Origin of the sequence: Halopseudomonas pertucinogena, from assembly GCF_014646575.1 — a bacterium.
GTDB classification, from domain to species: Bacteria; Pseudomonadota; Gammaproteobacteria; order Pseudomonadales; family Pseudomonadaceae; genus Halopseudomonas; species Halopseudomonas pertucinogena.
Map to the genome: position 1 here is coordinate 936,499 of NZ_BMNN01000001.1, position 21,680 is coordinate 958,178.

Sequence of the window (21,680 nt, forward strand, 5' to 3'; positions counted from 1 at the left end):
TCTCCGCTGGGATGGTTTGGGTTGTGTTTCGTTGCGGCAATTGTATCCGCAGGCTAATCTACCGCTTAAATGACTTATTTTAATTTGCCTATCCGGAAAAACCGATAATGAGATATACCCTGCGGCAGCTGGAGGTTTTTCTCGCCACGGCACACCATGAGAACCTGACCCGCGCCGCGGAGAGCCTGGCCATGTCGCAGTCGGCGGCCAGCAGTGCCCTGCGTGATCTGGAAGGCCAGTTCGACGTGCAGCTGTTTGACCGGGTCGGCAAGCGTTTGCAGCTGAACGAACTGGGGCGCAGCATCCGACCCAAGGCCCAGGCGCTGCTCGAGCAGGCGAGCGGGCTCGAGGCAGCCCTCGCCGGCGACGAAGAGATCGGCCATCTGCGCGTCGGGGCGACCATGAGTGTGGGCAACTATATTGCAGTCGGCATCATGACCCGGTACATGCTGGAGCAACCGGGCGCCCGGGTGGAGCTGGAAGTCGGTAACACTTCGAATATCGTCCGCAAACTGCTCAATTTCGAACTTGATCTGGGGATGATCGAAGGGGAAACCCTGCACCCTGATCTGAAGATGCTTTACTGGCGGGAAGACGAGCTGGTGGTGTTCTGCGCCCCGGATCACGAGCTTGCCGGCAAGCCCTGGCTGACCGATGGAGATCTGGTGCAGGCGGAGTGGATAGTCCGGGAACAGGGGTCAGGTACCCGGCAGAACTTTGAGTGGGCGCTCCACGGACTGCTGCCGCAGCTCAACATCAAGCTCGAACTGCAGCACACCGAAGCCATCAAGCGCGCGGTTGAAGCGGGACTGGGTGTAGGCTGCCTGTCGGCCATCACCCTGGGCGATGCGTTTCGCCGTGGCACGCTGGTGCCGCTGCCGGTGCCGCACAGGGATTTCAAGCGCGGTCTGTACTTCGTGCGCCACCGCAACAAGTTCATCAGCGCAGGGATGCGCAGGTGGCTGGAGTTGTGCAGGGAGAATGACGAAGGCGTCGAACGCGAGGGGGGCTCCCTCTAGAGTCGCCGTACTTTGCGCCAGCGACTCCAGAAGAAGGAGGGGGTTACTGGGCGGCAAGCACCAGTTCACCGTCCTGCAGGGGAATGCGTTCGCCCGGATGACGATCCATGCGCACGCTGCCGGTGCGGTCGCCGATCCTGTATTCGACCTGATAGCCGACTACCTTTTCCTTCTCATCGTAGTGTGTGTCGCAACGGCGCTCGGTAGTGGTATAGGTGTTGTTCTGCTGCATCCGCTCCTGAGCCTTGTTGCCGGCATAACCGCCAGCTGCGGCCCCGGCTACCGTAGCAATCTTCTTGCCCGTGCCGCCGCCCACCTGATTGCCGACTACACCGCCGACCACGGCACCGGCCACGCTGCCCAGAACCTGGTGCTGGTCCTGTACCGGCTTCTGGCGGGTCACGGTAACATCCCTGCAGACCTCACGGGGAATCCGCTCGTTTTCCTTGAGCTCCACTACATTGAGCACGTCGGCGTGGGTGGGTGTCTTGTCCGATAGCGCGTTGTAACCGGCAATGGCTCCACCCGCAGTGGCCACTACGGCGCCGATGACGATACCTGACAACATTGACTTGTTCATATGAATTCCCTGATCTCGATCTGATGATGACGCAGGGGAGTTACCCCCATTGTTGCAGCATCAGACAACGGTACTTCATTCTAGTTCGACCGTCAGGTTGGCGGACTCCCTCAGCAGCCCCATCAACGCCTGACCGGCGTTGGACAGGGTGCGGCCGCTGTGGTGGATGCAGCCCAGCTGGCGTTGCAGCCGTACGCCGGGCAACTGCAGCACGCGCACCTGGGAGTCGATCATCGTTGTGGGCAGCACGCTCCAGGCCAGGCCGATGGAGACCAGCATCTTGATCGTTTCCATGTAATTGATGCTCATGCTTATCTGCGGCCTCAGCCCGTGCTGTTCGAACAGCCTGCTGACCACCTGATGGGTAAAGGTGTTGAGGCCCGGAAAGACCGCCGGGTGGGGCGCCAGCTGGCTCAAGCGCAGCTGGCCGGCGCTGGCCAGCGGGTGTTCGGGCGATACCACGAATTCCAGCGGGTCCAGCCACAGTTCTGTGGCAATGATCGGGGGCTTGACGTCGGGTGCGAGCGTAATGATGGCCAGTTCGATCTCGCCCTGCAGTACTTTTTCATAGGCTACTTCGGAGTCGAGGAACTGGATATCCAGTACCACGCCCGGGTAGGCCTTGATGAAGCGCCGCAGCACGGCGGGCAGGCGGTGCAGCCCGATGTGGTGGCTGGTTGCCAGGCGCAGCCGACCGCGAACGGTGCCGGCCAGGTTACCCAGCGCCCGCGCGGTGTCGTTGAGCGTATTGATGATGAGTTCGGCCCTGGGCTTCAGTGCCATGCCGGCCTCGGTCAGATGCACATGCTTGCCGATGCGATCGAACAGTCTCACGTTCAGTTGCTGCTCCAGGCTGGCGATACGCTTGCTGACCGCCGGCTGGGTCAGGTGCAACTGTTCCGCCGCACGGGAGAACGAACGGGTGCCCGCCACGGCGAGGAAGGCCTCAAGGTTGGCTGTATCCATTATGGATTCCTTATGGTTATCCAATGTATGAATATAATGAATTTGTTTTATTGTTATCCAGCTTTTAGTATCGATTCGTGATTCAAATTGCCACCAGCCTGATTCAGGAGACAGACATGTCCGCCAAGACGCTTTATGACAAGCTCTGGGATACCCATCTGGTCAAACAACGGGACGACGGGTCGGCTCTGCTGTACATCGACCGCCACCTGTTGCATGAAGTGACCTCGCCGCAGGCCTTTGAAGGGCTGCGTCTGGCCGGACGCAAACCCTGGCGCATCGACGCCAACCTGGCGACGCCGGACCACAACGTCCCGACCGACAACCGCGCCGCCGGCGTGGCTGGCATCGAGGACGAGGTTTCGCGGCTGCAGGTGGTTACCCTGGACGAGAACTGCGATGACTTCGGTATTCTCGAGTTCAAGATGACCGACCGCCGTCAGGGCATCGTGCATGTAGTCGGACCGGAGCAGGGTGCCACGCTGCCGGGCATGACCATCGTCTGCGGTGACTCGCATACCGCTACTCACGGCGCCTTCGCCGCGCTGGCCCATGGTATCGGTACCTCGGAAGTCGAGCATGTGCTGGCCACCCAGTGTCTGGTGGCGAAGAAGATGAAGAACATGCTGGTCCGGGTCGAGGGCCAGCTGGGCTTCGGTGTCACCGCCAAGGACATCGTGCTGGCGGTGATCGGCAAGATCGGCACCGCAGGGGGCAACGGCCATGCCATCGAGTTTGCCGGTTCGGCCATCCGCAGCCTGTCCATGGAAGGTCGCATGACCGTATGCAACATGGCCATCGAGGCCGGGGCCCGGGTCGGCCTGGTCGCCTGCGACGAGAAGACCATCGCCTACGTAAAGGATCGGCCGTACGCGCCGCGCGGCGAGGACTGGGACCGCGCCGTCGAGGCCTGGCAGGACCTCGTGTCCGACGAGGGCGCGCATTTTGACACCGTCGTCGAGCTGGATGCAGCCAGTATTCGGCCGCAGGTGTCCTGGGGCACCTCTCCGGAGATGGTAGTAGCAGTCGATGAGCTGGTGCCCGATCCTGCGCAGCAGCAGGACCCGGTCAAGCGCAGCGGCTATCAGCGCGCGCTGCAGTACATGGGGCTGCAGGCCAGCCAGCCGATTACATCGATCAGGCTGGATCGGGTATTCATCGGTTCCTGCACCAACTCGCGGATCGAGGATCTGCGTGCCGCCGCCGCCGTGGCCAAGGGGCGCAAGGTAGCGGCCAACATCAAGCAGGCGATGGTGGTGCCGGGTTCCGGCCTGGTCAAGGAGCAGGCCGAGCGCGAGGGTCTGGATCTGATCTTCAAGGCAGCCGGTTTCGAATGGCGTGACCCGGGCTGCTCGATGTGCCTGGCGATGAACCCCGACCGGTTGCAGCCCGGTGAGCACTGCGCTTCTACCTCGAACCGCAACTTCGAGGGCCGTCAGGGCAACGGCGGGCGTACCCATCTGGTAAGTCCGGCCATGGCCGCGGCCGCAGCAGTAGCGGGCCACTTTGTTGATGTAAGAGAAATGCTGAGCGAGGAGGCGACCGCATGAAAGCCTTTACTACCCATACCGGCCTGGTGGCGCCGCTGGATCGCGCCAATGTGGATACCGACCAGATCATTCCAAAGCAGTTTCTGAAATCGATCAAGCGAACCGGCTTCGGTGCCAACCTGTTTGATGAGTGGCGCTATCTGGATGAGGGCTATCCGGGGCAGGACAACAGTGCGCGTCCGCTCAACCCCGATTTCGTGTTGAACCAGCCGCGCTACCAGGGCGCCAGCGTGTTGCTGGCGCGGGAGAACTTCGGTTGTGGATCGAGCCGTGAACACGCGCCCTGGGCCCTGGACGAATACGGTTTCCGCGCTGTGCTGGCGCCCAGCTTCGCAGACATCTTCTTCAATAACAGCTTCAAGAATGGCTTGTTACCCATTGTTCTGAAAGAAGAAGAGATTGATGAGCTGTTTGCCGAAACCGAAGCGCAGGAAGGTTGCCAGCTGACCGTTGATCTGCAGGCGCAGACTGTTACCCGTCCGGACGGCAGGAGCTACAGCTTTGAGGTGGATGACTTTCGCAAGCATTGTCTGCTCAACGGCCTGGATGACATCGGCCTGACCCTGCAGGATGCGGATGCGATCCGCGCCTTTGAAGAAAAGCACCGTCAGGCCCAGCCCTGGCTGTTTGACGCAATCAAGTAATGCTTACCGAGGAAGGTAAATGAGCAAGCAGATTCTGGTACTCCCGGGCGATGGTATCGGTCCGGAAATCATCGCCGAAGCGGTCAAGGTACTGCAGGCAGCCAGCGAGAAATATGATCTGAAGGTCGAGCTGGAGTACGACGAGCTGGGCGGTGCCGCCTATGACAAATATGGCACGCCGCTCGCCGACGAAACCCTGGAGCGGGCGCGCAGGGCCGATGCCGTGCTGCTGGGCGCGGTCGGCGGCCCGAAATGGGACACCATCGATCCGGCGCTGCGCCCCGAGCGCGGCCTGCTGAAGATCCGCTCCCAGCTGGAGCTGTTTGCCAACCTGCGGCCGGCGCTGCTGTATCCGCAGCTGGCTGAAGCTTCCACCCTCAAGCCGGAGGTGGTTGCGGGTCTGGATATCCTGATCGTACGCGAACTGACCGGTGGCATCTATTTCGGCCAGCCGCGGGAGCGCCGGGTTCTGGACAATGGCGAGCGTCAGGCCTACGACACGCTGCCCTACAGCGAGAGCGAGATCCGCCGCATTGCGGTGGTCGGCTTCGATCTGGCGCGCCTGCGCAACCGCAAGGTCTGCTCGGTGGACAAGGCCAACGTACTGGCCTCCAGTCAGCTGTGGCGCGAAGTGGTCGAGGAAGTGGCGAAGGACTACCCGGACGTGGAGCTGTCGCACATGTATGTCGACAACGCTGCCATGCAGCTGGTCCGCGCGCCCAAGCAATTCGACGTGATCATCACCGACAACATGTTCGGCGATATCCTCTCGGATCAGGCCTCGATGCTGACCGGCTCCATCGGCATGCTGCCCTCTGCATCGCTCAACCAGCGCAACCAGGGGATGTACGAGCCTTCCCACGGCAGTGCGCCCGATATCGCCGGGCAGGGCATCGCCAACCCGCTGGCGACCATCCTGTCGGCATCGATGATGCTGCGCTACACCTTCTCCGAAGCCGCAGCGGCCGATGCCATCGAGCAGGCTGTCAGTCGGGTGCTGGATCAGGGGCTGCGTACGGGTGATATCATGGCTGCGGGATGCCAGAAGGTCAGCACCGCGGAAATGGGTGATGCCGTGGTAGCGGCGCTGAAAAACCTGTAGTCTGTTGCGTTTCCCATTTGTACCCGGCGAGCGCCGGGTACAGTTGTCGAGAATTTTCACCCCATGGGGGTTCTGCTGTTATGAAACTAGTTGGTTTGATTGGCTGGCGCGGTATGGTGGGCTCGGTGCTCATGCAACGCATGCGCGAAGAAAATGACTTTGCTTCCATCGATCCGGTGTTCTTCACCACTTCGAACGTGGGCGGCGCTGGCCCCGATATCGGCAGGGACATTCCCGCGCTGAAGGACGCATACGACCTCGAAGCCCTCAAGCCAATGGATATCATCATCACCTGTCAGGGTGGCGACTATACCAACGAGGTCTATCCGAAGCTGCGCGCCGAGGGCTGGAAAGGTTTCTGGATCGACGCGGCTTCCGCGCTGCGCATGGAAGACGAGTCGGTCATCGTGCTCGACCCGGTCAACCGGCGGGCGATCGACCAGGCCCTGCGTGATGGTCTGAAGACCTTCGTCGGCGGCAACTGCACCGTGAGCCTGATGCTGATGGGCCTCGGTGGCCTGTTCGAACACGGCCTGGTGGAGTGGATGAGCGCCATGACCTACCAGGCGGCCAGTGGTGCCGGGGCGCAGAACATGCGCGAGCTTATCAGCCAGATGGGCACCATCCACGCCAGCGTGGCCGATCAGCTGAAGGATCCCGCTTCTGCCATTCTGGACATTGACCGTCAGGTGGCAGCGACCCTGCGCGACGAGTCCTTCCCGGCGGACAATTTCGGTGTGCCCCTGGCCGGCAGCCTGATCCCCTGGATCGACAAGCAGCTGCCCAGCGGCCAGAGCCGGGAGGAGTGGAAGGCTCAGGCCGAGACCAACAAGATCATCGGCCGCAGCGGTCGACCGATTCCGGTGGACGGCATCTGCGTGCGCATCGGCGCCATGCGTTGCCACAGCCAGGCGCTGACCATCAAGCTGAACAAGGATGTGCCGCTGGCCGACATCGAGGCGATGCTGGCTGCGCACAATCCCTGGGCCAAGGTGGTGCCCAATGACCGCGAACTGACCGTCCGCGAGCTGACCCCCACCGCCGTTACCGGTACGCTCAAGGTGCCGGTTGGCCGTCTGCGCAAGCTGAACATGGGTTCGCAGTACCTGTCCGCCTTTACCGTGGGCGACCAGCTGCTGTGGGGCGCTGCGGAGCCGCTGCGCCGCATGCTGCGGATTCTGCTCGAAGGCTGAGCCGTATCCCGCTGTGAGTAATGGGGGCATTCCCGCCGGGCGGGGATGCCCTTTCTTTTGTAGAAACGAAAATCCGGAAATACCCCCTATGAGCAAGACCCGTGCTGTTGCCTTGGTCGGCGTAAGCGGCCTGACCGGCGAGACCCTGATCAATGTGCTGGATGATCACGACTTCGATTTCGAACTCCATCTGCTGGATACCGAAGAGCAGGCCGGCGGGCGGCTCATGATCAAGGGCGAGAGCCAGCGGGTGGAGGTGCTGGAGCGCTTCGATTTCTCTCAGGTGGCGCTGGTGCTGTTTGCGGATGCCTGGCTGGCATCCGATTGGGCTGACAGGGTGGTCGCAGCGGGTTGTGTCGTGGTCGACGCCTGTGGCGCCTTCCGTCATCGGACCGATGTGCCGCTGGTGGTTGCCGAGATCAACCCCGAGGCGCTCGCCGATCTGGGCGCTCGCCGCATCGTGTCCTGTCCTGATGCCCAGGTGGTGCAGACGCTGCTTGCCGTTCATCCTCTGGTGGCCGAAGGCGGGCTGCAGTCGCTGAATATCGCCACCTATCAGTCCATGTCTACGGTCGGCAGCGAGGAAGTCGAGGCCCTGGCGCTGCAGACCGGCCGGCTGCTCAATGGCCAGCCGCCGGAAAAAGGCGCGTTCGACAAGCAGGCTGCCTTCAACCTCATACCACGGATCGGCGAGCTCGACGAGTCCGGCAACAGTCAGCTGGAGCAGCATCTGGTGGCGGATGTAAGACGCATCCTGAACCTGCCCACCCTGCCGGTGATGGCCACCTGCGTGCTGGTGCCGACCTTCTTTGGCAGTGCCCAGGTGATGCAGCTGCGCACCGAGCGCGTACTGCCCGCCGGGCGTGCGGCAACGCTGCTGCGCAGGGCGGCCGGGATCAAGCTGCTGGACCGCGCCAGCGCTGGTGGATATCCGACGCCGGTCACCGATGCTACCGGCAGTGATCAGGTGTGGGTCGGACGGCTGCGGCAGGATCAGCAGGACCCGTCCGGTATCGGCATGTGGGTCGTGTCTGATAATCTCCGGAAAGGTGTCGCACTTAACAGTCTTGCTGTTGCACAGTTATTGATAAAAGACTATTTGTAATCGATACTTGCTGCTGGTTTGTTACAATCGGTTCGGGTCATGCCCTGACAACACTGATTATCGGCTCAAGTGATTTCAGGTTGCCGGTTGCCGGTGCGGCTTGACAGGCCGGTGGTGCGGTGATGGTTTTCATGGACGCGTGTAAAAACGAGAAAAGCAAAGGATCTTAGCTATGGTTCGCAAACTGGTTTTGGCTGTCGCCGCAGCTAGTGCTCTGATGTCTTCCGGTATGGCGCAGGCGCTGGGAGTAGGGGATATCAACCTGCGGTCGGCACTGAATCAGCCGCTGGACGCCGAAATTGAGCTGCTGCAGGTCCGCGATCTGAGCAGCGCGGAAATCCGCTCTGTCCTGGCGTCGCCGGACGACTTTGGCCGGGCGGGCATCGACCGGTCCTTCTTTCTTACCGACCTGACCTTTACCCCGGTTGTCCAGCCCAATGGCAAGGCCTATATAAAGGTCACCTCGTCGCGCCCGGTAAGGGAGCCCTATCTGAACTTCCTGATGGAGGTGCGCTGGCCCTCGGGTCGGGTGCTGAGGGAGTTCACCCTGCTGCTTGATCCGCCGCTGTATGATCCCACCCCCGTTTCCATGGCGGCTGCGGTCAGTCCTGCTGCCGCCTCCAGTACCGGCACGGTGCGGGCTCCGGCTGACAAGACCCCGGCCAGTGCGGCGTCCAGCGCCCCGGCACGCCCCGGTACCGCAGCTGCGGCGGCAAGTGGTGACGGCACGCACCGCACCACCCGTGACGATACCCTCTGGGGGATCGCCCTGCAGGTGAGGCCCGAGGGAAGCAGTGTCCATCAGACCATGCTGGCGATCCAGGACCTGAACCCCAACGCCTTCATCGGTAACAATATCAACAACCTCAAGGCAGGGCAGACACTGACACTGCCGACCGCCGAGCAGGCCGCCGTTCGCAGCCGCTCGGAGGCCATTGCCGAGGTGGGTGCGCAGACGGTTGCCTGGCAGAATCGCCAGCCCGCCGCCGAGCCTGCCCAGCGCCAGCTGGACGCCCGTGAGCGTACCGTTGCGGCGGATGCACCTTCCCAGACCAGCGGCGAAGACTCGCTTCGCCTGGTGGCCGGCTCCGCTGAGACTCCTGAAGACCAGGCCTCTTCCTCCGGTGGCAACGGCGATCTGCGTGACACGCTGGACCAGACCCGGGAGCAGCTGGACTCCGCAGAGCAGGCCAAGGCCGAGCTGGCGGATCGCCTGGCTGATGTCGAAGGCCAACTGGAAACACTGCAGCGTCTGCTGACCCTGAAGGACGCGCAGCTGGCCGCCCTGCAGCGGGAGCTGGCAGGTGAGGACTCCCCGCCGGACATCCTGCCGGTACCCGAAGAAGAACTGACCACTGACCTGACCGCCCTCGAGCAGCTGGATGCGCTGGCCCCGGTGGAGCCGCCCGCCACGCCGGCGGGTGAGGCGCCAGTGGCCGGCGAGCCCGCAGCTGAGGAAGAACAGCAGGAGGGCGGCAACCCCGAAAAGGAAGAAGAGGGCGAGCAGCTCGCCCTTACCCCGGCGGTAGCACCAGCCAGTGAAACCGGCCCCGGCCCGAACGGTGGCAAGCCTGCCGCCACGCCCCCGGCCCCCGAGCCTGCGGCGGCGCCCGCGCCGAGTCAGGCCGCCGCCCCCGAGGCCATGCTGCAGCGGCTGATGCAGAACCAGACCCTGTTGCTGGGCACCGGTGCCGTCGCGCTGCTGGTCCTGCTGCTGATCCTGATGTCCATCGCCCGTCGCAATGCCCGTCGTGAGGCGGAGCTGATGGACAATTCCGGACCGCTGCTGGCAGGCGGTGCGGCCGCCAGTGCTGCGATGGCAGCCGACGAGGGAGATGATTTCAACGTTGCAGTGGCCCAGGCGGAAGTTCCGGAGCAGGTTGACCACGTGAAAGTGGAAGAACAGCCGCAGACGGTCGCCCTCAGCGATGAGCAGGATTTCGGTGAGTATCAGGTAGACGAGGATGTTCAGCTGACAGATTCGCTGGTCGAGGATGCAGACACCGGGCTGCAGGCCCAGCCGATACTGGACGACGAGCGTGAGCTGGAGCCCGAGCTGCCGGACGCTGAAACCACCGAGTTCGATCTCGCCGATTTCGGTCTGGAAGAGGAGGCCGCTTCGTCGCTGGCTTCCAGCACGGGGGAGGAGGACATCGGCTTCGATCTGGATTTCGACCTGGACGACAGCGCCGCCGCTTCTACCTCGGCGCAACCGGTCGCTGCCGATATCGACGTGCTGCAGACCGATGAGTTCGAATTCGAATCGCCGGTAGCCGAACCTGCGGCTGATGACTTCGATCTGAACCTGGACGAAGAGCTGCAGGCGGATAACCTGCTCGCCGAGTTCGAAGCGCTGGACAGTGGCAGTGCAACGACCGGTCAGACGGATGATGTCGGTGACGACAGCTTCAGCCTGACCGACGAGGAACTGGCCGGTTTCGAAGCCCAGCTGCAGTCGGCCATGCAGGGCGAGGCGGGGGAAGACATCTCCGTCACGGAACAGCGGATTGACAGCGCGGCCACAGATCAGGCCAGCAGTGGAGACCTGATGAGCGAAGGGCTGGATGAGGACTTTGATTTCCTCTCGGATACCGACGAATGCGCTACCAAGCTGGATCTGGCTCGCGCCTATATCGATATGGGCGACGAGGAAGGCGCGCGGGATATCCTCGCCGAAGTGGTTGAAGAAGGGAATGATCAACAGCAACAGGACGCTCGGGAGATGATGGAGCAACTTGGCTGATAGATGAGTAGTTCAAAGGAAGAAGCGGCCGCCCCCGGGGCGGCCGCTGCTGTTTCAAGGGTCGCTGCCTGCGTCGAATACAGCGGTACCGGCTACCGTGGCTGGCAGCGCCAGCAGCCGGGGGTGCGCAGCGTCCAGGAAGAAGTGGAGAAGGCCCTGTCGCGGGTGGCCAACCACCCGATCCAGCTGTTCTGCGCCGGGCGTACCGATGCCGGCGTCCATGCATCCTGCCAGATCATCCACTTCGACAGCAGTGCCAGGCGCGATCCGGGAAACTGGTTCCACGGGGCCAACGCCAATCTGCCGCATGACATCAGTCTGGTCTGGGCCAAGCCGGTGGGCATGGATTTTCATGCGCGGTTCTCCGCCATCGCCCGCCGCTACCGTTACGTGATCTACAATGATCCGGTGCGCCCGGCCCAGCTGGGGCGTGAAGTCACCTGGAACTATCGGCCGCTGGATGTGGAGCGGATGCAGGAGGCGGCTCAGGTACTGATCGGCGAACACGACTTCACCTCGTTCCGCGCAACAGCCTGCCAGGCCAAGTCTCCGATCAAGACCATCCACCATCTCGAACTGATCCGCTTTGGCAAGTTCATCGTGCTGGACATCCGGGCCAACGCCTTCCTCCACCATATGGTGCGCAATATCGCCGGAGTGCTGATGCAGATCGGCTGCGGGGAGCGTCCGGTCGAATGGGCCGGGGAGATTCTCCAGGCTCGCAACCGCCATACCGGCGGGCTGACCGCGCCGGCGTTCGGCCTGTATCTGGTGGACGTCACCTACGCTGACCACTTCGAGTTGCCCAGGCGGTATATCGGTCCGCACTTTCTGTCCGCACTCAACGAGCTGGACTGACGGGCTGGCGGCGGATCTGCTACTATCGAATGCTTTCCCCCTCGGAGTCTCCCGGTCAGCACATGGTACGTATCAAGATCTGCGGCATTACCCGAATCGAGGATGCACTGGCAGCCGCGCAAGCGGGTGCGGATGCCATAGGGCTGGTGTTCCATGACGCCAGTCCCAGGGCAGTCGATACCGCCCGGGCCGCTGCCATCGTCCGTGCCCTGCCGCCTTTCATCACCAGTGTCGGGCTCTTTGTCGATGCCGATGAACGGCGCATCAACGAGGTGCTGAGCAGTGTGCCGCTGGACCTGCTGCAGTTCCATGGCGACGAACCCGATGCGTTCTGCCGGCGTTTCGGCCGGCCTTACCTCAAGGCCGTGCGGGTGCGCCCCGGCGATGATCTCGATGCACTTGCTGCGCGCTGGCCGGGCGCTGCCGGGATTCTGCTGGACAGCTACAAGCCGGGCGTTCCGGGGGGCACCGGGGAGACCTTCGACTGGCGCGTGATCCCCGCCGAGCGGGACTGGCGACTGGTGCTGGCCGGCGGCCTGACTGCGGATAATGTGCGGCAGGCGATAGAAATGACGGCTCCCTGGGCAGTCGATGTCAGCGGCGGTGTCGAAGCCAGCCGGGGCATAAAGGATGGCGCGAAAATCAACGCTTTTATTCGAGAGGTGAAGCGTGTCTGAATCAAATACGATCGATTATGCAAACGTGCCTGATCAGCGCGGTCATTTCGGCCCCTACGGTGGTCGCTTCGTATCCGAGACGCTGATGGATGCGCTGGACGAGCTGGATACCCTCTATCAGCGCCTGTGGAAGGACCCCGAATTCCAGGCCGAATTCGATCGGGATCTGGCACATTATGTCGGTCGCCCCTCGCCGCTGTATTTCGCCGAGCGCCTGACCGCGAAGATCGGCGGGGCGCAGATCTGGCTCAAGCGCGAGGACCTGAATCACACGGGCGCGCACAAGGTTAACAACACCATCGGTCAGGCTCTGCTGGCCAAGCACATGGGCAAACCGCGGGTCATTGCCGAGACCGGGGCAGGCCAGCACGGCGTGGCCACCGCTACCGTGGCTGCCCGTCTGGGCCTGAAGTGCCAGGTCTACATGGGCGCCGAGGACGTCAAGCGCCAGGCGCTGAACGTGTACCGGATGAAACTGCTCGGTGCCGACGTGATCTCGGTGACGTCCGGATCGCAGACCCTCAAGGACGCCATGAACGAGGCCATGCGCGACTGGGTGACCAACATCGACGATACCTTCTACATCATCGGCACGGTGGCCGGTCCGCATCCCTATCCGCAGCTGGTCCGCGATTTCCAGTGCGTTATCGGGCGCGAGGCCCGCGAGCAATGCCTGAAGCAGGCCGGCCGCCTGCCCGATGCGCTGGTGGCCTGTGTCGGCGGAGGCTCCAATGCCATCGGCCTGTTCCACCCCTTCCTCGGTGACGAGTCGGTGGCCATGTACGGCGTCGAGGCCTCCGGTGACGGACTGGACAGCGGCCGGCATGCGGCTCCCCTGAATCGGGGCAAGCCGGGCGTGCTGCATGGTAACCGTACCTATCTGATGGCCGACGAGAACGGCCAGATCATCGAGACCCATTCTGTCTCGGCGGGTCTGGACTACCCCGGAGTAGGGCCGGAGCACAGCTGGCTGAAGGATATCGGACGGGTCCATTACATGGATGCCACGGACCAGGAAGCACTGGCCGCGTTCCGCGAGCTGACCCGGGTAGAAGGCATCATGCCCGCCCTGGAGTCCAGCCATGCCGTGGCCTACGCCATGAAGCTGGCGGCCACCATGCGCCCGGACCAGATCATCGTGGTCAACCTGTCAGGTCGCGGCGACAAGGATATCCATACCGTCGCCGGCATCGACGGCATCAGCATTTAAAGGACCAGACATGAGTCGTATCAAGCAGTGTTTCGAAGCCCTGCGCGCCGAAGGCCGCAAGGCACTGATTCCCTATATCACCGCCGGTGATCCCGACCCTTCAATGATGTTGCCGCTGATGCACGAGCTGGTCGAGGCCGGAGTCGATGTCATCGAGCTGGGTGTGCCGTTTTCCGACCCGATGGCCGATGGTCCGGTAATCCAGCTGGCCATGGAGCGCGCGCTGGCCCACAAGGTGGGGCTGCGTGATGTGCTGGGCATGGTGCGCGAATTCCGCAAGACCAACCAGACCACACCGGTGGCACTGATGGGTTATCTCAACCCGGTCGAGTACATGGGCTATGAAAACTTCGCCCGGGAAGCGGCAGAGGCCGGGGTGGACGGTGTGCTGCTGGTGGACCTGCCCCCGGAAGAAGCCGAGACGGTAGCACCGCTGTTCCGCGAGCATGGAGTGGACAGCATCTTCCTGCTCGCCCCCACCACCACCCTGGAGCGGGCGCGCAGGATCTGTCAGCATGCCAGCGGTTATGTCTATTATGTTTCCCTCAAGGGTGTGACCGGGTCGGCTGCATTGAACGTCACCGAGGTAGCAGAAAAACTTCAGCAGCTGCGCACGGTCACCGATCTGCCGATCGGTGTCGGTTTCGGCATCCGCGATGGCGCCTCCGCCGCCGCCGTTGCCAGCGTGGCTGATGGTGTGGTGGTGGGCTCGGTGCTGGTCAGTCAGATTGCCGCGCACCTCGGCGAGCCGGAGCAGGCCCGGGCCGCCATCACTGCCATCATTCGCGACATGCGGGCCGCCATGGATCGCTGAGCGATCCGTGAGGCTGCCGCTGATCAATACAGACAATTGAAAGGATAGGTAATGAGCAACTGGCTGGTGGACAAACTGATTCCCTCCATCGTGCGTTCCGAGGCACAGAAGAGCAGCGTGCCGGAAGGATTGTGGCGCAAGTGCCCGTCCTGTGACGCCGTCCTGTACCGCCCCGAGCTGGAAAAGAATCTGGATGTCTGCCCGAAATGCAGCCACCACCTGCGCATCAATGCCCGCCGCCGACTGGACATCTTTCTCGACGCCGAAGGGCGCAGTGAGATTGCCGCCGAGCTGGAACCGGTGGACCGGCTCAAGTTCCGGGATTCGAAGAAATACAAGGACCGCCTGACCGCTGCCCAGAAGGAGACCGGCGAGAAGGACGCGCTGGTGGTGATGCAGGGTTACCTGAAGGGTATGCCACTGGTAGCCAGCGCCTTCGAGTTCAATTTCATGGGCGGCTCGATGGGCAGTGTGGTGGGCGCGCGCTTCGTGCGTGGCGCCGAGGTCGCACTGGCCGAACGGATTCCTTATGTATGCTTTCCCGCCTCCGGCGGCGCGCGCATGCAGGAGGCACTGTTCTCGCTGATGCAGATGGCCAAGACCAGTGCCGTGCTGGCCAGGCTGAAGGAAGAGGGTATCCCGTTCATCTCGGTGATGACGGATCCTGTCTATGGCGGTGTATCGGCGAGCCTGGCAATGCTTGGTGATCTGAACGTGGCCGAGCCCAATGCGCTGATCGGCTTCGCCGGTCCGCGGGTGATCGAGCAGACCGTACGCGAGAAGCTGCCGGCCGGCTTCCAGCGCAGCGAATTTCTGCTTGAGCATGGTGCACTGGACATGATCATTGCCCGCAGCGAGATGCGTGACCGTCTGGCCAGCATCCTGGCGATTCTTACCAACCAGCCGTCGCCGGCTGCCAGCGGCCCGGTAGAAGCGGCTCCGGTGGCACCTGCCGAATGAGCCAGCTGGCTCCGACGGATCTGGCCGCCTGGCTCAGGCGGCTGGAAAGTCTGCATCCCTCGGAAATCGACATGGGCCTGGCGCGGGTCGCAGAGGTGGCCTCGCGGCTGGGCGTGCAGCGTCCCGCCCCCCTGGTATTCACGGTGACCGGTACCAATGGCAAGGGCTCGACCTGCGCCGCGCTGGACAGTCTGCTGCGGCATTCGGGACGTCGCAGCGGCTGTTATACCTCACCGCATCTGGTGCGCTACAACGAGCGGGTGACCATCGACGGCGAGCCGGTCGATGATGCCTCCCTCTGCCAGGCCTTTGCCGACATCGAGCAGGCACGCGGCGACATCTCCCTCACCTATTTCGAATTCGGCACCCTTGCCGCGCTGTTGCTGTTCCAGCGCGCCGGGCTGGACGCCGTGGTGCTTGAAGTAGGGCTGGGCGGTCGCCTGGATGCGGTGAACATTGTGGACGCGGATATCGCAGTGGTGACCAGCATCGGGCTGGACCATCCGGATTATCTGGGCGATACCCGCGACTCGGTGGGCTACGAGAAGGCCGGCATCCTGCGGCAGGGCGGTCGGCTGGTGTGTTCCGAAACCGATCTGCCGCCACGTTTTGTCGAGCAGATGGAAAAGCTGAGGGTCAAGGTATGGCAGCGGGGCGAAGAGTACCGCTGGCAGGAGGCCGGCGATGGCCGATGGGAGCTCTGTGCCGGGCGTGATGGCAATGAAGCAAGCCTGCTCCTGCCGCCGGTCACCCTGCCGCGGGATAATCTGAGCACCGCGCTGCAGGCCTTCTGGGCCGCCGGGCTGGATATGCCCGACGAGCGCCTGGTGATGGCGCTCGCCGGCACCAGCGTACCCGGCCGTCTCGATCTGCGCACCCTCGACTGGCGGGGCGAGACGCGCCAGCTGCTGCTGGATGTGGGGCACAACCCACAGGCGGCGGAATATCTCGCCGGTCATCTTGCCGGAAACGGCGACGGCAATTGTGTTGCGGTATTCGGTCTGCTGTCGGACAAGGACCTCGACGGCATCCTGGCGCCGCTGCGGGGCCGCTTTGCCAGCTGGGCAGTCGCTCCGCTGCCGACCCCGCGCAGTCGCCCTCCGGCTGAGCTGGTTGCCGGCCTGGAGCGGGCAGGAGAGATCGCTACGGGCTTCGATTCCATCGGTGCCGCCATTGCCGGGCAGCTGGATAATACACCTGCGGGCACAAAAATTGTCATCTTCGGGTCGTTTTTCTGCGTTGCCGAAGCCATACTCTGGCTGAACAGACAATCTTGCGAGGCTACATGATGGAATCCGGGCTCAAGCAGCGCATCATCGGCGCTGTGGTATTGGTGGTAGCTGCGGTCATCTTCCTTCCCATGCTGCTGTCGGGGCAGGATGAAACCGAGCGGGTGGAAGTGGATGTGCCGGAGCCGCCGGTGATGGACGACCGCGATATCGCGGTGGCGCCGCCTCCGACCCTGCCCGAGCCGACACCGGTGCCCGAGATTCCGGTTCCTGCCGAAACGCCCGCCACTGAACCGGAGCCGGTGCAGGAGTTGGCGGTCATCGAGCCCCCGCCGGCCCAGTCCGCTACCGAGCCTGCAGCCGAGCCGGTCGCTCCAGGCGGCGAAGCTGCCGCGCAAACCGCAGCGCCAACCCAGCCGGCGCCGACGGCCGAGGGCGGCTGGGTAGTCCAGCAAGCCAGCTTCTCCAGCCAGACCAATGCCGATAACTTCCGCCAGACCCTCGCCGGTCAGGGTTACAACGCCTATGTGCGATCAGCCGAGGTGGACGGCAAGACCATCGTCAGAGTATACGTCGGGCCTCTGACGAGCCGCGAAGCGGCCACCCGCGTGCGCGACGAGCTGGAAAGAAGACACCAGAGCAAGGGCATGGTCGTGGCGTACGATGATGCCACCCGCGCACCCTGATACGGCGCACCGGTGACAGCACGGCAGGGCAGATTGCCTGTTTCGGTCGAGGGAGCTGCTCTGCTAGAATGCGCTTTTCGTTTTCGGGTGTCTGATCGTGACATTAGTCGGCATTGACTGGGCCATACTGGCCGTAATAGTGCTCTCCGCCCTGATCAGTCTGGCCCGCGGATTCGTCAAGGAAGCGTTATCCCTGCTGACCTGGATCATCGCCGGTCTGGTTGCCTGGCTGTTCGGCGGGGCGCTGGCGGATCTGCTGGTCGATTACATATCCACGCCTTCGATCCGGGTGATCACTGCCTGCGGTATTCTCTTCGTACTGACGCTGATTCTCGGTGGGCTGATCAACTATCTGATCGGTCAGCTGGTGCTGGTCACCGGCCTGACCGGAACCGACCGTTTTCTGGGCATGGTGTTCGGTGCCGCCCGGGGCGCGTTACTGGTCGTGGTAGCGGTGGGGCTGCTCAGTCTGGCTCCGGTCGAGGGGGATGCCTGGTGGCGCGAATCGACGCTCATTCCCCATTTTCTGCTTGTGGCGGATTGGTCAAAGAATTTTATTCTCGGGCTCTTCGGTCGCTGATTCTGCAGGTGGTGCAATGTCTGCAGAGTGTCCAATTTCAACGAAAGAAGGTATTTAGCCATGTGTGGCATTGTTGGCATAGTGGGCAAGTCGAACGTCAACCAGGCGCTCTACGACGCTCTGACCGTCCTGCAGCACCGCGGCCAGGACGCCGCCGGCATCGTGACCTGTGATAACGACCGCCTGTTCCTGCGCAAGGAAAACGGCCTTGTCCGGGACGTGTTTCACCAGCGGCACATGCAGCGGCTGATCGGCAACATGGGTCTGGGTCACGTGCGCTATCCCACCGCCGGCTCGTCGACTTCCGCCGAGGCGCAGCCGTTCTATGTCAACTCGCCATACGGCATCACCCTGGCGCACAACGGTAACCTGACCAACGTCGAGCAGCTGTCCAAGGAGCTGTACGAGTCAGACCTGCGCCATGTGAACACCAGCTCGGATTCGGAAGTGCTGCTGAACGTGTTCGCCCACGAGCTGGCCCGGGACCGCAAGCTGCGTCCCACCGAGGAAGACATCTTCCAGGCGGTCCGTGCCGTGCACCAGCGCTGCCGCGGCGGTTACGCTGCACTGGCCATGGTCACCGGCTACGGCCTGGTCGGTTTCCGCGACCCCAATGGTATCCGTCCCATCGTCTACGGCAAGCGCGAGACGGAGGACGGAGTCGAATACATGGTGGCGTCCGAGAGCGTGGCGCTGAATACCCTGGGCTTCGAGCTGGTGCGCGATCTCGCACCGGGCGAAGCGATCTACATCACCGTCGAGGGCGAGATCTTCACGCGTCAGTGTGCCGATAACCCCCACCATGCGCCGTGCATCTTCGAGCACGTCTATCTGGCGCGTCCGGATTCGATCATCGACGGTATCCTGGTGTACAAGGCGCGGCTGCGCATGGGCGAGAAGCTGGCGGAAAAGATCCTCCGGGAGCGGCCCGACCACGGCATCGACGTGGTGATCCCGATACCGGACACCAGCCGCACCTCGGCGGTGGAACTGGCGAACCGGCTGGGGGTGAAGTTCCGCGAGGGCTTCGTCAAGAATCGCTATATCGGCCGCACCTTCATCATGCCCGGCCAGGCCGCCCGCAAGAAGTCGGTGCGCCAGAAGCTCAACGCCATCGAGCTGGAGTTCCGCGGCAAGAACGTCCTGCTGGTGGACGACTCCATCGTGCGCGGTACCACCTGCCGGGAGATCATCCAGATGGCCCGTGATGCCGGAGCCAGGAAGGTGTATTTCTGTTCCGCTGCCCCCGAGGTGCGCTATCCCAACGTCTACGGCATCGACATGCCGTCTGCGCAGGAGCTGATCGCCCACAACCGCAGCTGCGACGAGGTGGCCGAACTGATCGGTGCAGACTGGCTGGTCTATCAGGATCTGGAGGATCTGGTCGACGCGGTGCGCGAAGGCAATCCGCAGATCACTGACTTCGACTGCTCGGTATTCGATGGCAGGTATGTCACCGGTGATATCAACGAGTCCTATCTGGGACGGATCGAGCAGTCGCGCAACGACGCGGCCAGGGTGGTTGACGTGGATAACGCGGTAATGGGGCTGCACAACGATGCCGGGGAGGCCCGATGAACAGCGAATGGGACGCAGGGCGGCTGGACAGCGAACTGGACGAAGCCGGTTTCGACACCCTGGCGGTACGCGCCGGGCAACGCCGCGGGCCGGAGGGCGAGCACGGCGAGGCCCTGTTCCTGACCTCCAGTTATGTCTTTCGCAGCGCTGCCGAGGCAGCGGCCTGCTTTGCCGGCGAGCAGCAGGGCAACGTCTATTCACGCTACATGAACCCGACGGTGCGCAACTTCGAGGAGCGCATCGCGGCGCTCGAGGGCGCCGAGCAGGCGGTCGCCACGGCCTCCGGCATGGCCGCCATCCTGGCCACGGTAATGAGCCTGTGCGGCGCGGGTGACCACATCCTGGTGTCGCGCAGCGTGTTCGGCGCAACGGTCAGTCTGTTCGACAAATATTTCAGCCGCTTCGGCGTGCAGGTCGACTATGTGGACCTGTCCGACATCGACGGTTGGCGCGCGGCATGCAAGCCGAATACCCGGATGTTCTTTGTCGAGCCCCCCTCCAATCCGCTGGCCGAGCTGGTGGACATCCGCGCGCTGGCGGCTGTTGCGGACGAGCAGGGCGCGCTGCTGGCAGTGGACAACTGTTTCTGCACCCCGGCGCTGCAGAAGCCGCTGGAGCTGGGTGCGCATATCGTCATTCACTCGGCCACCAAGTATATCGATGGCCAGGGCCGCTGCCTCGGCGGCGTGGTTGCCGGCCGACGAGAGCACATGCAGGAGGTGGTTGGCTTCCTGCGCACGGCGGGGCCATCACTGAGCCCGTTCAATGCCTGGGTATTTCTCAAGGGGCTGGAAACCCTGCGTCTGCGCATGACCGCCCATTGCGCGTCGGCGCTGGAGCTGGCCCGCTGGCTGGAACAGCAGCCGGAGGTGGCAAAGGTCTATTACGCAGGCTTGCCCAGCCATCCCCAGCATGCGCTGGCGAAGGCCCAGCAGTCGGCCTTCGGAGCAGTGGTCAGCTTCGAGGTACACGGCGGGCGGGAAGCTGCCTGGCGCTTCATTGATGCTACGCGACTGGTCTCGATTACTGCCAACCTCGGCGACGCGAAGACCACCATCACCCACCCGGCAACGACCACCCATGGTCGGCTGCCCGCCGACACCCGCGAAGCCGCGGGCATCCACGACGGACTGATCAGGCTGGCGGTGGGGCTTGAGGATCTGGAAGACCTGCGCGCTGACCTGCAGCGGGGGCTGGACGCTGCCGGCGGCTAGCCGATGGATGTCTGCCCGGCCGCCACCACCCGGTTGCGGCCGCCCGACTTGGCCTGGTAAAGGGCCTTGTCGGCTTCCTCGATCAGCATCCGGTGGTCGGCCATGCCGGGGTGGATGCAGGCAACGCCGATGCTTACCGAACACTGCAGTTGCTGCTCGCCATGAAGAATGCGGCGCTGGGCGACGGCCTGGCACAGCCGCTCGGCGAACAGCACAGCACCCTCCAGCGGCGTGTCAGACAGCAATACCACAAACTCCTCGCCACCGTAGCGACCGGCGTAATCGGTATCCCTGATCATGCCCTGTGTCACCTCGGCCACCTGGCGGATTACCTCGTCGCCGGCCTGGTGGCCGTAGGTATCATTCAACTGCTTGAAATGATCGATGTCGAAGATCACCAGACTGGCCTCGCTGCTGTAGCGGTTGTGCCTGGCGAACTCGTGCTCCAGGCAGTTCTCCCAGTGGCGCCGATTCAGCAGACCGGTAAGGTCATCGTGCAGGGCAAGCTCCTGCAGCTGGGTATTGGCTGCTTCCAGCTGCAACTTGTTGATCGCGACATTGGTGACATCGTAGATGATCAGACACACATGATCGGTGCTGCCGTTGACCGTACGCAGCGGCAGGATGGTGACGTTCTGGTACATGTGATCGACCAGCCCGGTGATCGGCTGGTAGCTTCTGAATCGGACCAGGTAGGGCCGTTGTTCCCAGATGGTGAACACCCGGGTGCCGAGCATGGCGGCGGTTTCGATCTTCTGGGTGAACCAGGTGCGGTCGATTTCGGGGAACAGGTCGAGCAGGGATCGCTGGCTGACCTGGCGGGCGGATTGTCCGGAGTGATTCTCCATGAAGCTGTTCCAGACCTGGATGCGGTAATCGCGATCCAGCACCACAACGCCAACGTCTATGCTCTGGACAATATCCAGCAGCCAGTGCAGCTCGCTGATATCAAGTAGATTGGACATGCTGCTT

General features: G+C 63.1%; 20 protein-coding genes. 17 read left to right on the forward strand and 3 right to left on the reverse strand.

Annotation, left to right across the window (positions count from 1 at the left end; translation table 11 throughout):
* The first annotated feature begins 107 nt into the window (after positions 1-107).
* On the forward strand, positions 108-1,019 hold the full coding sequence (locus IEW63_RS04475) for a LysR family transcriptional regulator (RefSeq protein WP_188635352.1): 912 nt from the start codon (positions 108-110) through the stop codon (positions 1,017-1,019).
* Positions 1,020-1,062: 43 nt separating this feature from the next.
* Here IEW63_RS04475 and IEW63_RS04480 read toward each other — a convergent pair whose 3' ends face one another.
* Positions 1,063-1,599: a glycine zipper 2TM domain-containing protein gene (locus IEW63_RS04480; protein ID WP_188635353.1), complete on the reverse strand. Its 537-nt coding sequence runs from the start codon at positions 1,597-1,599 to the stop codon at positions 1,063-1,065.
* Between the two features lie 75 nt (positions 1,600-1,674).
* Positions 1,675-2,565, reverse strand: coding sequence for a LysR family transcriptional regulator (locus IEW63_RS04485; RefSeq protein WP_188635354.1), 891 nt, complete (start codon positions 2,563-2,565; stop codon positions 1,675-1,677).
* 116 nt (positions 2,566-2,681) lie between these two features.
* Here IEW63_RS04485 and leuC point away from each other — a divergent pair, with 116 nt between their 5' ends.
* The 16 genes from leuC to IEW63_RS04565 all read left to right on the forward strand — a co-directional run bounded on the left by leuC (position 2,682) and on the right by IEW63_RS04565 (position 20,708).
* On the forward strand, positions 2,682-4,115 hold the full coding sequence (gene leuC, locus IEW63_RS04490; RefSeq protein ID WP_188635355.1) for a 3-isopropylmalate dehydratase large subunit: 1,434 nt from the start codon (positions 2,682-2,684) through the stop codon (positions 4,113-4,115).
* Positions 4,112-4,759 (forward strand): 3-isopropylmalate dehydratase small subunit, encoded by a 648-nt coding sequence (gene leuD, locus IEW63_RS04495; RefSeq protein ID WP_188635356.1) that lies wholly within the window; start codon positions 4,112-4,114, stop codon positions 4,757-4,759. The genes leuC and leuD overlap by 4 nt, the downstream gene beginning before the upstream one ends.
* Positions 4,760-4,778: 19 nt before the next feature.
* A complete protein-coding gene (leuB, locus tag IEW63_RS04500; RefSeq protein WP_188635357.1) occupies positions 4,779-5,861 on the forward strand; it encodes a 3-isopropylmalate dehydrogenase in 1,083 nt (360 codons plus the stop codon).
* An 80-nt stretch (positions 5,862-5,941) separates the two neighbouring features.
* On the forward strand, positions 5,942-7,054 hold the full coding sequence (gene asd, locus IEW63_RS04505; protein ID WP_188635358.1) for an aspartate-semialdehyde dehydrogenase: 1,113 nt from the start codon (positions 5,942-5,944) through the stop codon (positions 7,052-7,054).
* A gap of 88 nt (positions 7,055-7,142) precedes the next feature.
* Entirely contained in the window at positions 7,143-8,159 is a 1,017-nt protein-coding gene (locus IEW63_RS04510; RefSeq protein WP_188635359.1) for an aspartate-semialdehyde dehydrogenase, read from the forward strand.
* 172 nt (positions 8,160-8,331) lie between these two features.
* Positions 8,332-10,902, forward strand: a complete 2,571-nt coding sequence (locus IEW63_RS04515) for a motility hub landmark protein FimV (protein WP_188635360.1) — start codon at positions 8,332-8,334, stop codon at positions 10,900-10,902.
* Between the two features lie 3 nt (positions 10,903-10,905).
* Positions 10,906-11,760 carry a tRNA pseudouridine(38-40) synthase TruA gene (gene truA / locus IEW63_RS04520; RefSeq protein WP_188635361.1) on the forward strand — a complete coding sequence of 285 codons (855 nt, stop codon included), beginning with the start codon at positions 10,906-10,908 and terminating at the stop codon, positions 11,758-11,760.
* A 62-nt stretch (positions 11,761-11,822) separates the two neighbouring features.
* Positions 11,823-12,437, forward strand: coding sequence for a phosphoribosylanthranilate isomerase (locus tag IEW63_RS04525; RefSeq protein WP_188635362.1), 615 nt, complete (start codon positions 11,823-11,825; stop codon positions 12,435-12,437).
* The gene (gene trpB, locus IEW63_RS04530; protein ID WP_188635363.1) at positions 12,430-13,647 is read left to right on the forward strand and encodes a tryptophan synthase subunit beta; all 1,218 of its coding nucleotides are present in this window, start codon (positions 12,430-12,432) and stop codon (positions 13,645-13,647) included. Before IEW63_RS04525 ends, trpB begins: the two co-directional genes overlap by 8 nt.
* 10 nt (positions 13,648-13,657) lie before the next feature.
* Positions 13,658-14,461 (forward strand): tryptophan synthase subunit alpha, encoded by an 804-nt coding sequence (gene trpA, locus IEW63_RS04535; RefSeq protein WP_188635364.1) that lies wholly within the window; start codon positions 13,658-13,660, stop codon positions 14,459-14,461.
* A gap of 51 nt (positions 14,462-14,512) precedes the next feature.
* Positions 14,513-15,421 carry an acetyl-CoA carboxylase, carboxyltransferase subunit beta gene (gene accD, locus IEW63_RS04540; RefSeq protein ID WP_188635365.1) on the forward strand — a complete coding sequence of 303 codons (909 nt, stop codon included), beginning with the start codon at positions 14,513-14,515 and terminating at the stop codon, positions 15,419-15,421.
* Positions 15,422-15,426: 5 nt separating this feature from the next.
* Positions 15,427-16,710, forward strand: coding sequence for a bifunctional tetrahydrofolate synthase/dihydrofolate synthase (folC, locus tag IEW63_RS04545; protein WP_373288210.1), 1,284 nt, complete (start codon positions 15,427-15,429; stop codon positions 16,708-16,710).
* Positions 16,707-17,336 carry an SPOR domain-containing protein gene (locus IEW63_RS04550; protein ID WP_188635367.1) on the forward strand — a complete coding sequence of 210 codons (630 nt, stop codon included), beginning with the start codon at positions 16,707-16,709 and terminating at the stop codon, positions 17,334-17,336. Before folC ends, IEW63_RS04550 begins: the two co-directional genes overlap by 4 nt.
* A 97-nt stretch (positions 17,337-17,433) precedes the next feature.
* Positions 17,434-17,916, forward strand: a complete 483-nt coding sequence (locus tag IEW63_RS04555; protein WP_188635368.1) for a CvpA family protein — start codon at positions 17,434-17,436, stop codon at positions 17,914-17,916.
* 60 nt (positions 17,917-17,976) lie between these two features.
* Positions 17,977-19,494: an amidophosphoribosyltransferase gene (gene purF / locus IEW63_RS04560; protein ID WP_188635369.1), complete on the forward strand. Its 1,518-nt coding sequence runs from the start codon at positions 17,977-17,979 to the stop codon at positions 19,492-19,494.
* Complete coding sequence (locus IEW63_RS04565; RefSeq protein WP_188635370.1) at positions 19,491-20,708, forward strand: O-succinylhomoserine sulfhydrylase; 1,218 nt, start codon at positions 19,491-19,493, stop codon at positions 20,706-20,708. The genes purF and IEW63_RS04565 overlap by 4 nt, the downstream gene beginning before the upstream one ends.
* On the opposite strand, the gene IEW63_RS04570 is transcribed toward IEW63_RS04565, so the two are convergent.
* Positions 20,705-21,673, reverse strand: coding sequence for a sensor domain-containing diguanylate cyclase (locus tag IEW63_RS04570; protein WP_188635371.1), 969 nt, complete (start codon positions 21,671-21,673; stop codon positions 20,705-20,707). The genes IEW63_RS04565 and IEW63_RS04570 overlap by 4 nt on opposite strands.
* Between the last annotated feature and the right edge of the window lie 7 nt (positions 21,674-21,680).

Bases quoted from the DNA above. Each gene is read 5' to 3' on its own strand.
- IEW63_RS04475 (WP_188635352.1), top strand. From the start codon at position 108: ATGAGATATACCCTGCGGCAGCTGGAGGTTTTTCTCGCCACGGCACAC.
- IEW63_RS04480 (WP_188635353.1), bottom strand. From the start codon at position 1,599: ATGAACAAGTCAATGTTGTCAGGTATCGTCATCGGCGCCGTAGTGGCC.
- IEW63_RS04485 (WP_188635354.1), bottom strand. From the start codon at position 2,565: ATGGATACAGCCAACCTTGAGGCCTTCCTCGCCGTGGCGGGCACCCGT.
- leuC (WP_188635355.1), top strand. From the start codon at position 2,682: ATGTCCGCCAAGACGCTTTATGACAAGCTCTGGGATACCCATCTGGTC.
- leuD (WP_188635356.1), top strand. From the start codon at position 4,112: ATGAAAGCCTTTACTACCCATACCGGCCTGGTGGCGCCGCTGGATCGC.
- leuB (WP_188635357.1), top strand. From the start codon at position 4,779: ATGAGCAAGCAGATTCTGGTACTCCCGGGCGATGGTATCGGTCCGGAA.
- asd (WP_188635358.1), top strand. From the start codon at position 5,942: ATGAAACTAGTTGGTTTGATTGGCTGGCGCGGTATGGTGGGCTCGGTG.
- IEW63_RS04510 (WP_188635359.1), top strand. From the start codon at position 7,143: ATGAGCAAGACCCGTGCTGTTGCCTTGGTCGGCGTAAGCGGCCTGACC.
- IEW63_RS04515 (WP_188635360.1), top strand. From the start codon at position 8,332: ATGGTTCGCAAACTGGTTTTGGCTGTCGCCGCAGCTAGTGCTCTGATG.
- truA (WP_188635361.1), top strand. From the start codon at position 10,906: ATGAGTAGTTCAAAGGAAGAAGCGGCCGCCCCCGGGGCGGCCGCTGCT.
- IEW63_RS04525 (WP_188635362.1), top strand. From the start codon at position 11,823: ATGGTACGTATCAAGATCTGCGGCATTACCCGAATCGAGGATGCACTG.
- trpA (WP_188635364.1), top strand. From the start codon at position 13,658: ATGAGTCGTATCAAGCAGTGTTTCGAAGCCCTGCGCGCCGAAGGCCGC.
- accD (WP_188635365.1), top strand. From the start codon at position 14,513: ATGAGCAACTGGCTGGTGGACAAACTGATTCCCTCCATCGTGCGTTCC.
- IEW63_RS04550 (WP_188635367.1), top strand. From the start codon at position 16,707: ATGATGGAATCCGGGCTCAAGCAGCGCATCATCGGCGCTGTGGTATTG.
- purF (WP_188635369.1), top strand. From the start codon at position 17,977: ATGTGTGGCATTGTTGGCATAGTGGGCAAGTCGAACGTCAACCAGGCG.
- IEW63_RS04565 (WP_188635370.1), top strand. From the start codon at position 19,491: ATGAACAGCGAATGGGACGCAGGGCGGCTGGACAGCGAACTGGACGAA.
- IEW63_RS04570 (WP_188635371.1), bottom strand. From the start codon at position 21,673: ATGTCCAATCTACTTGATATCAGCGAGCTGCACTGGCTGCTGGATATT.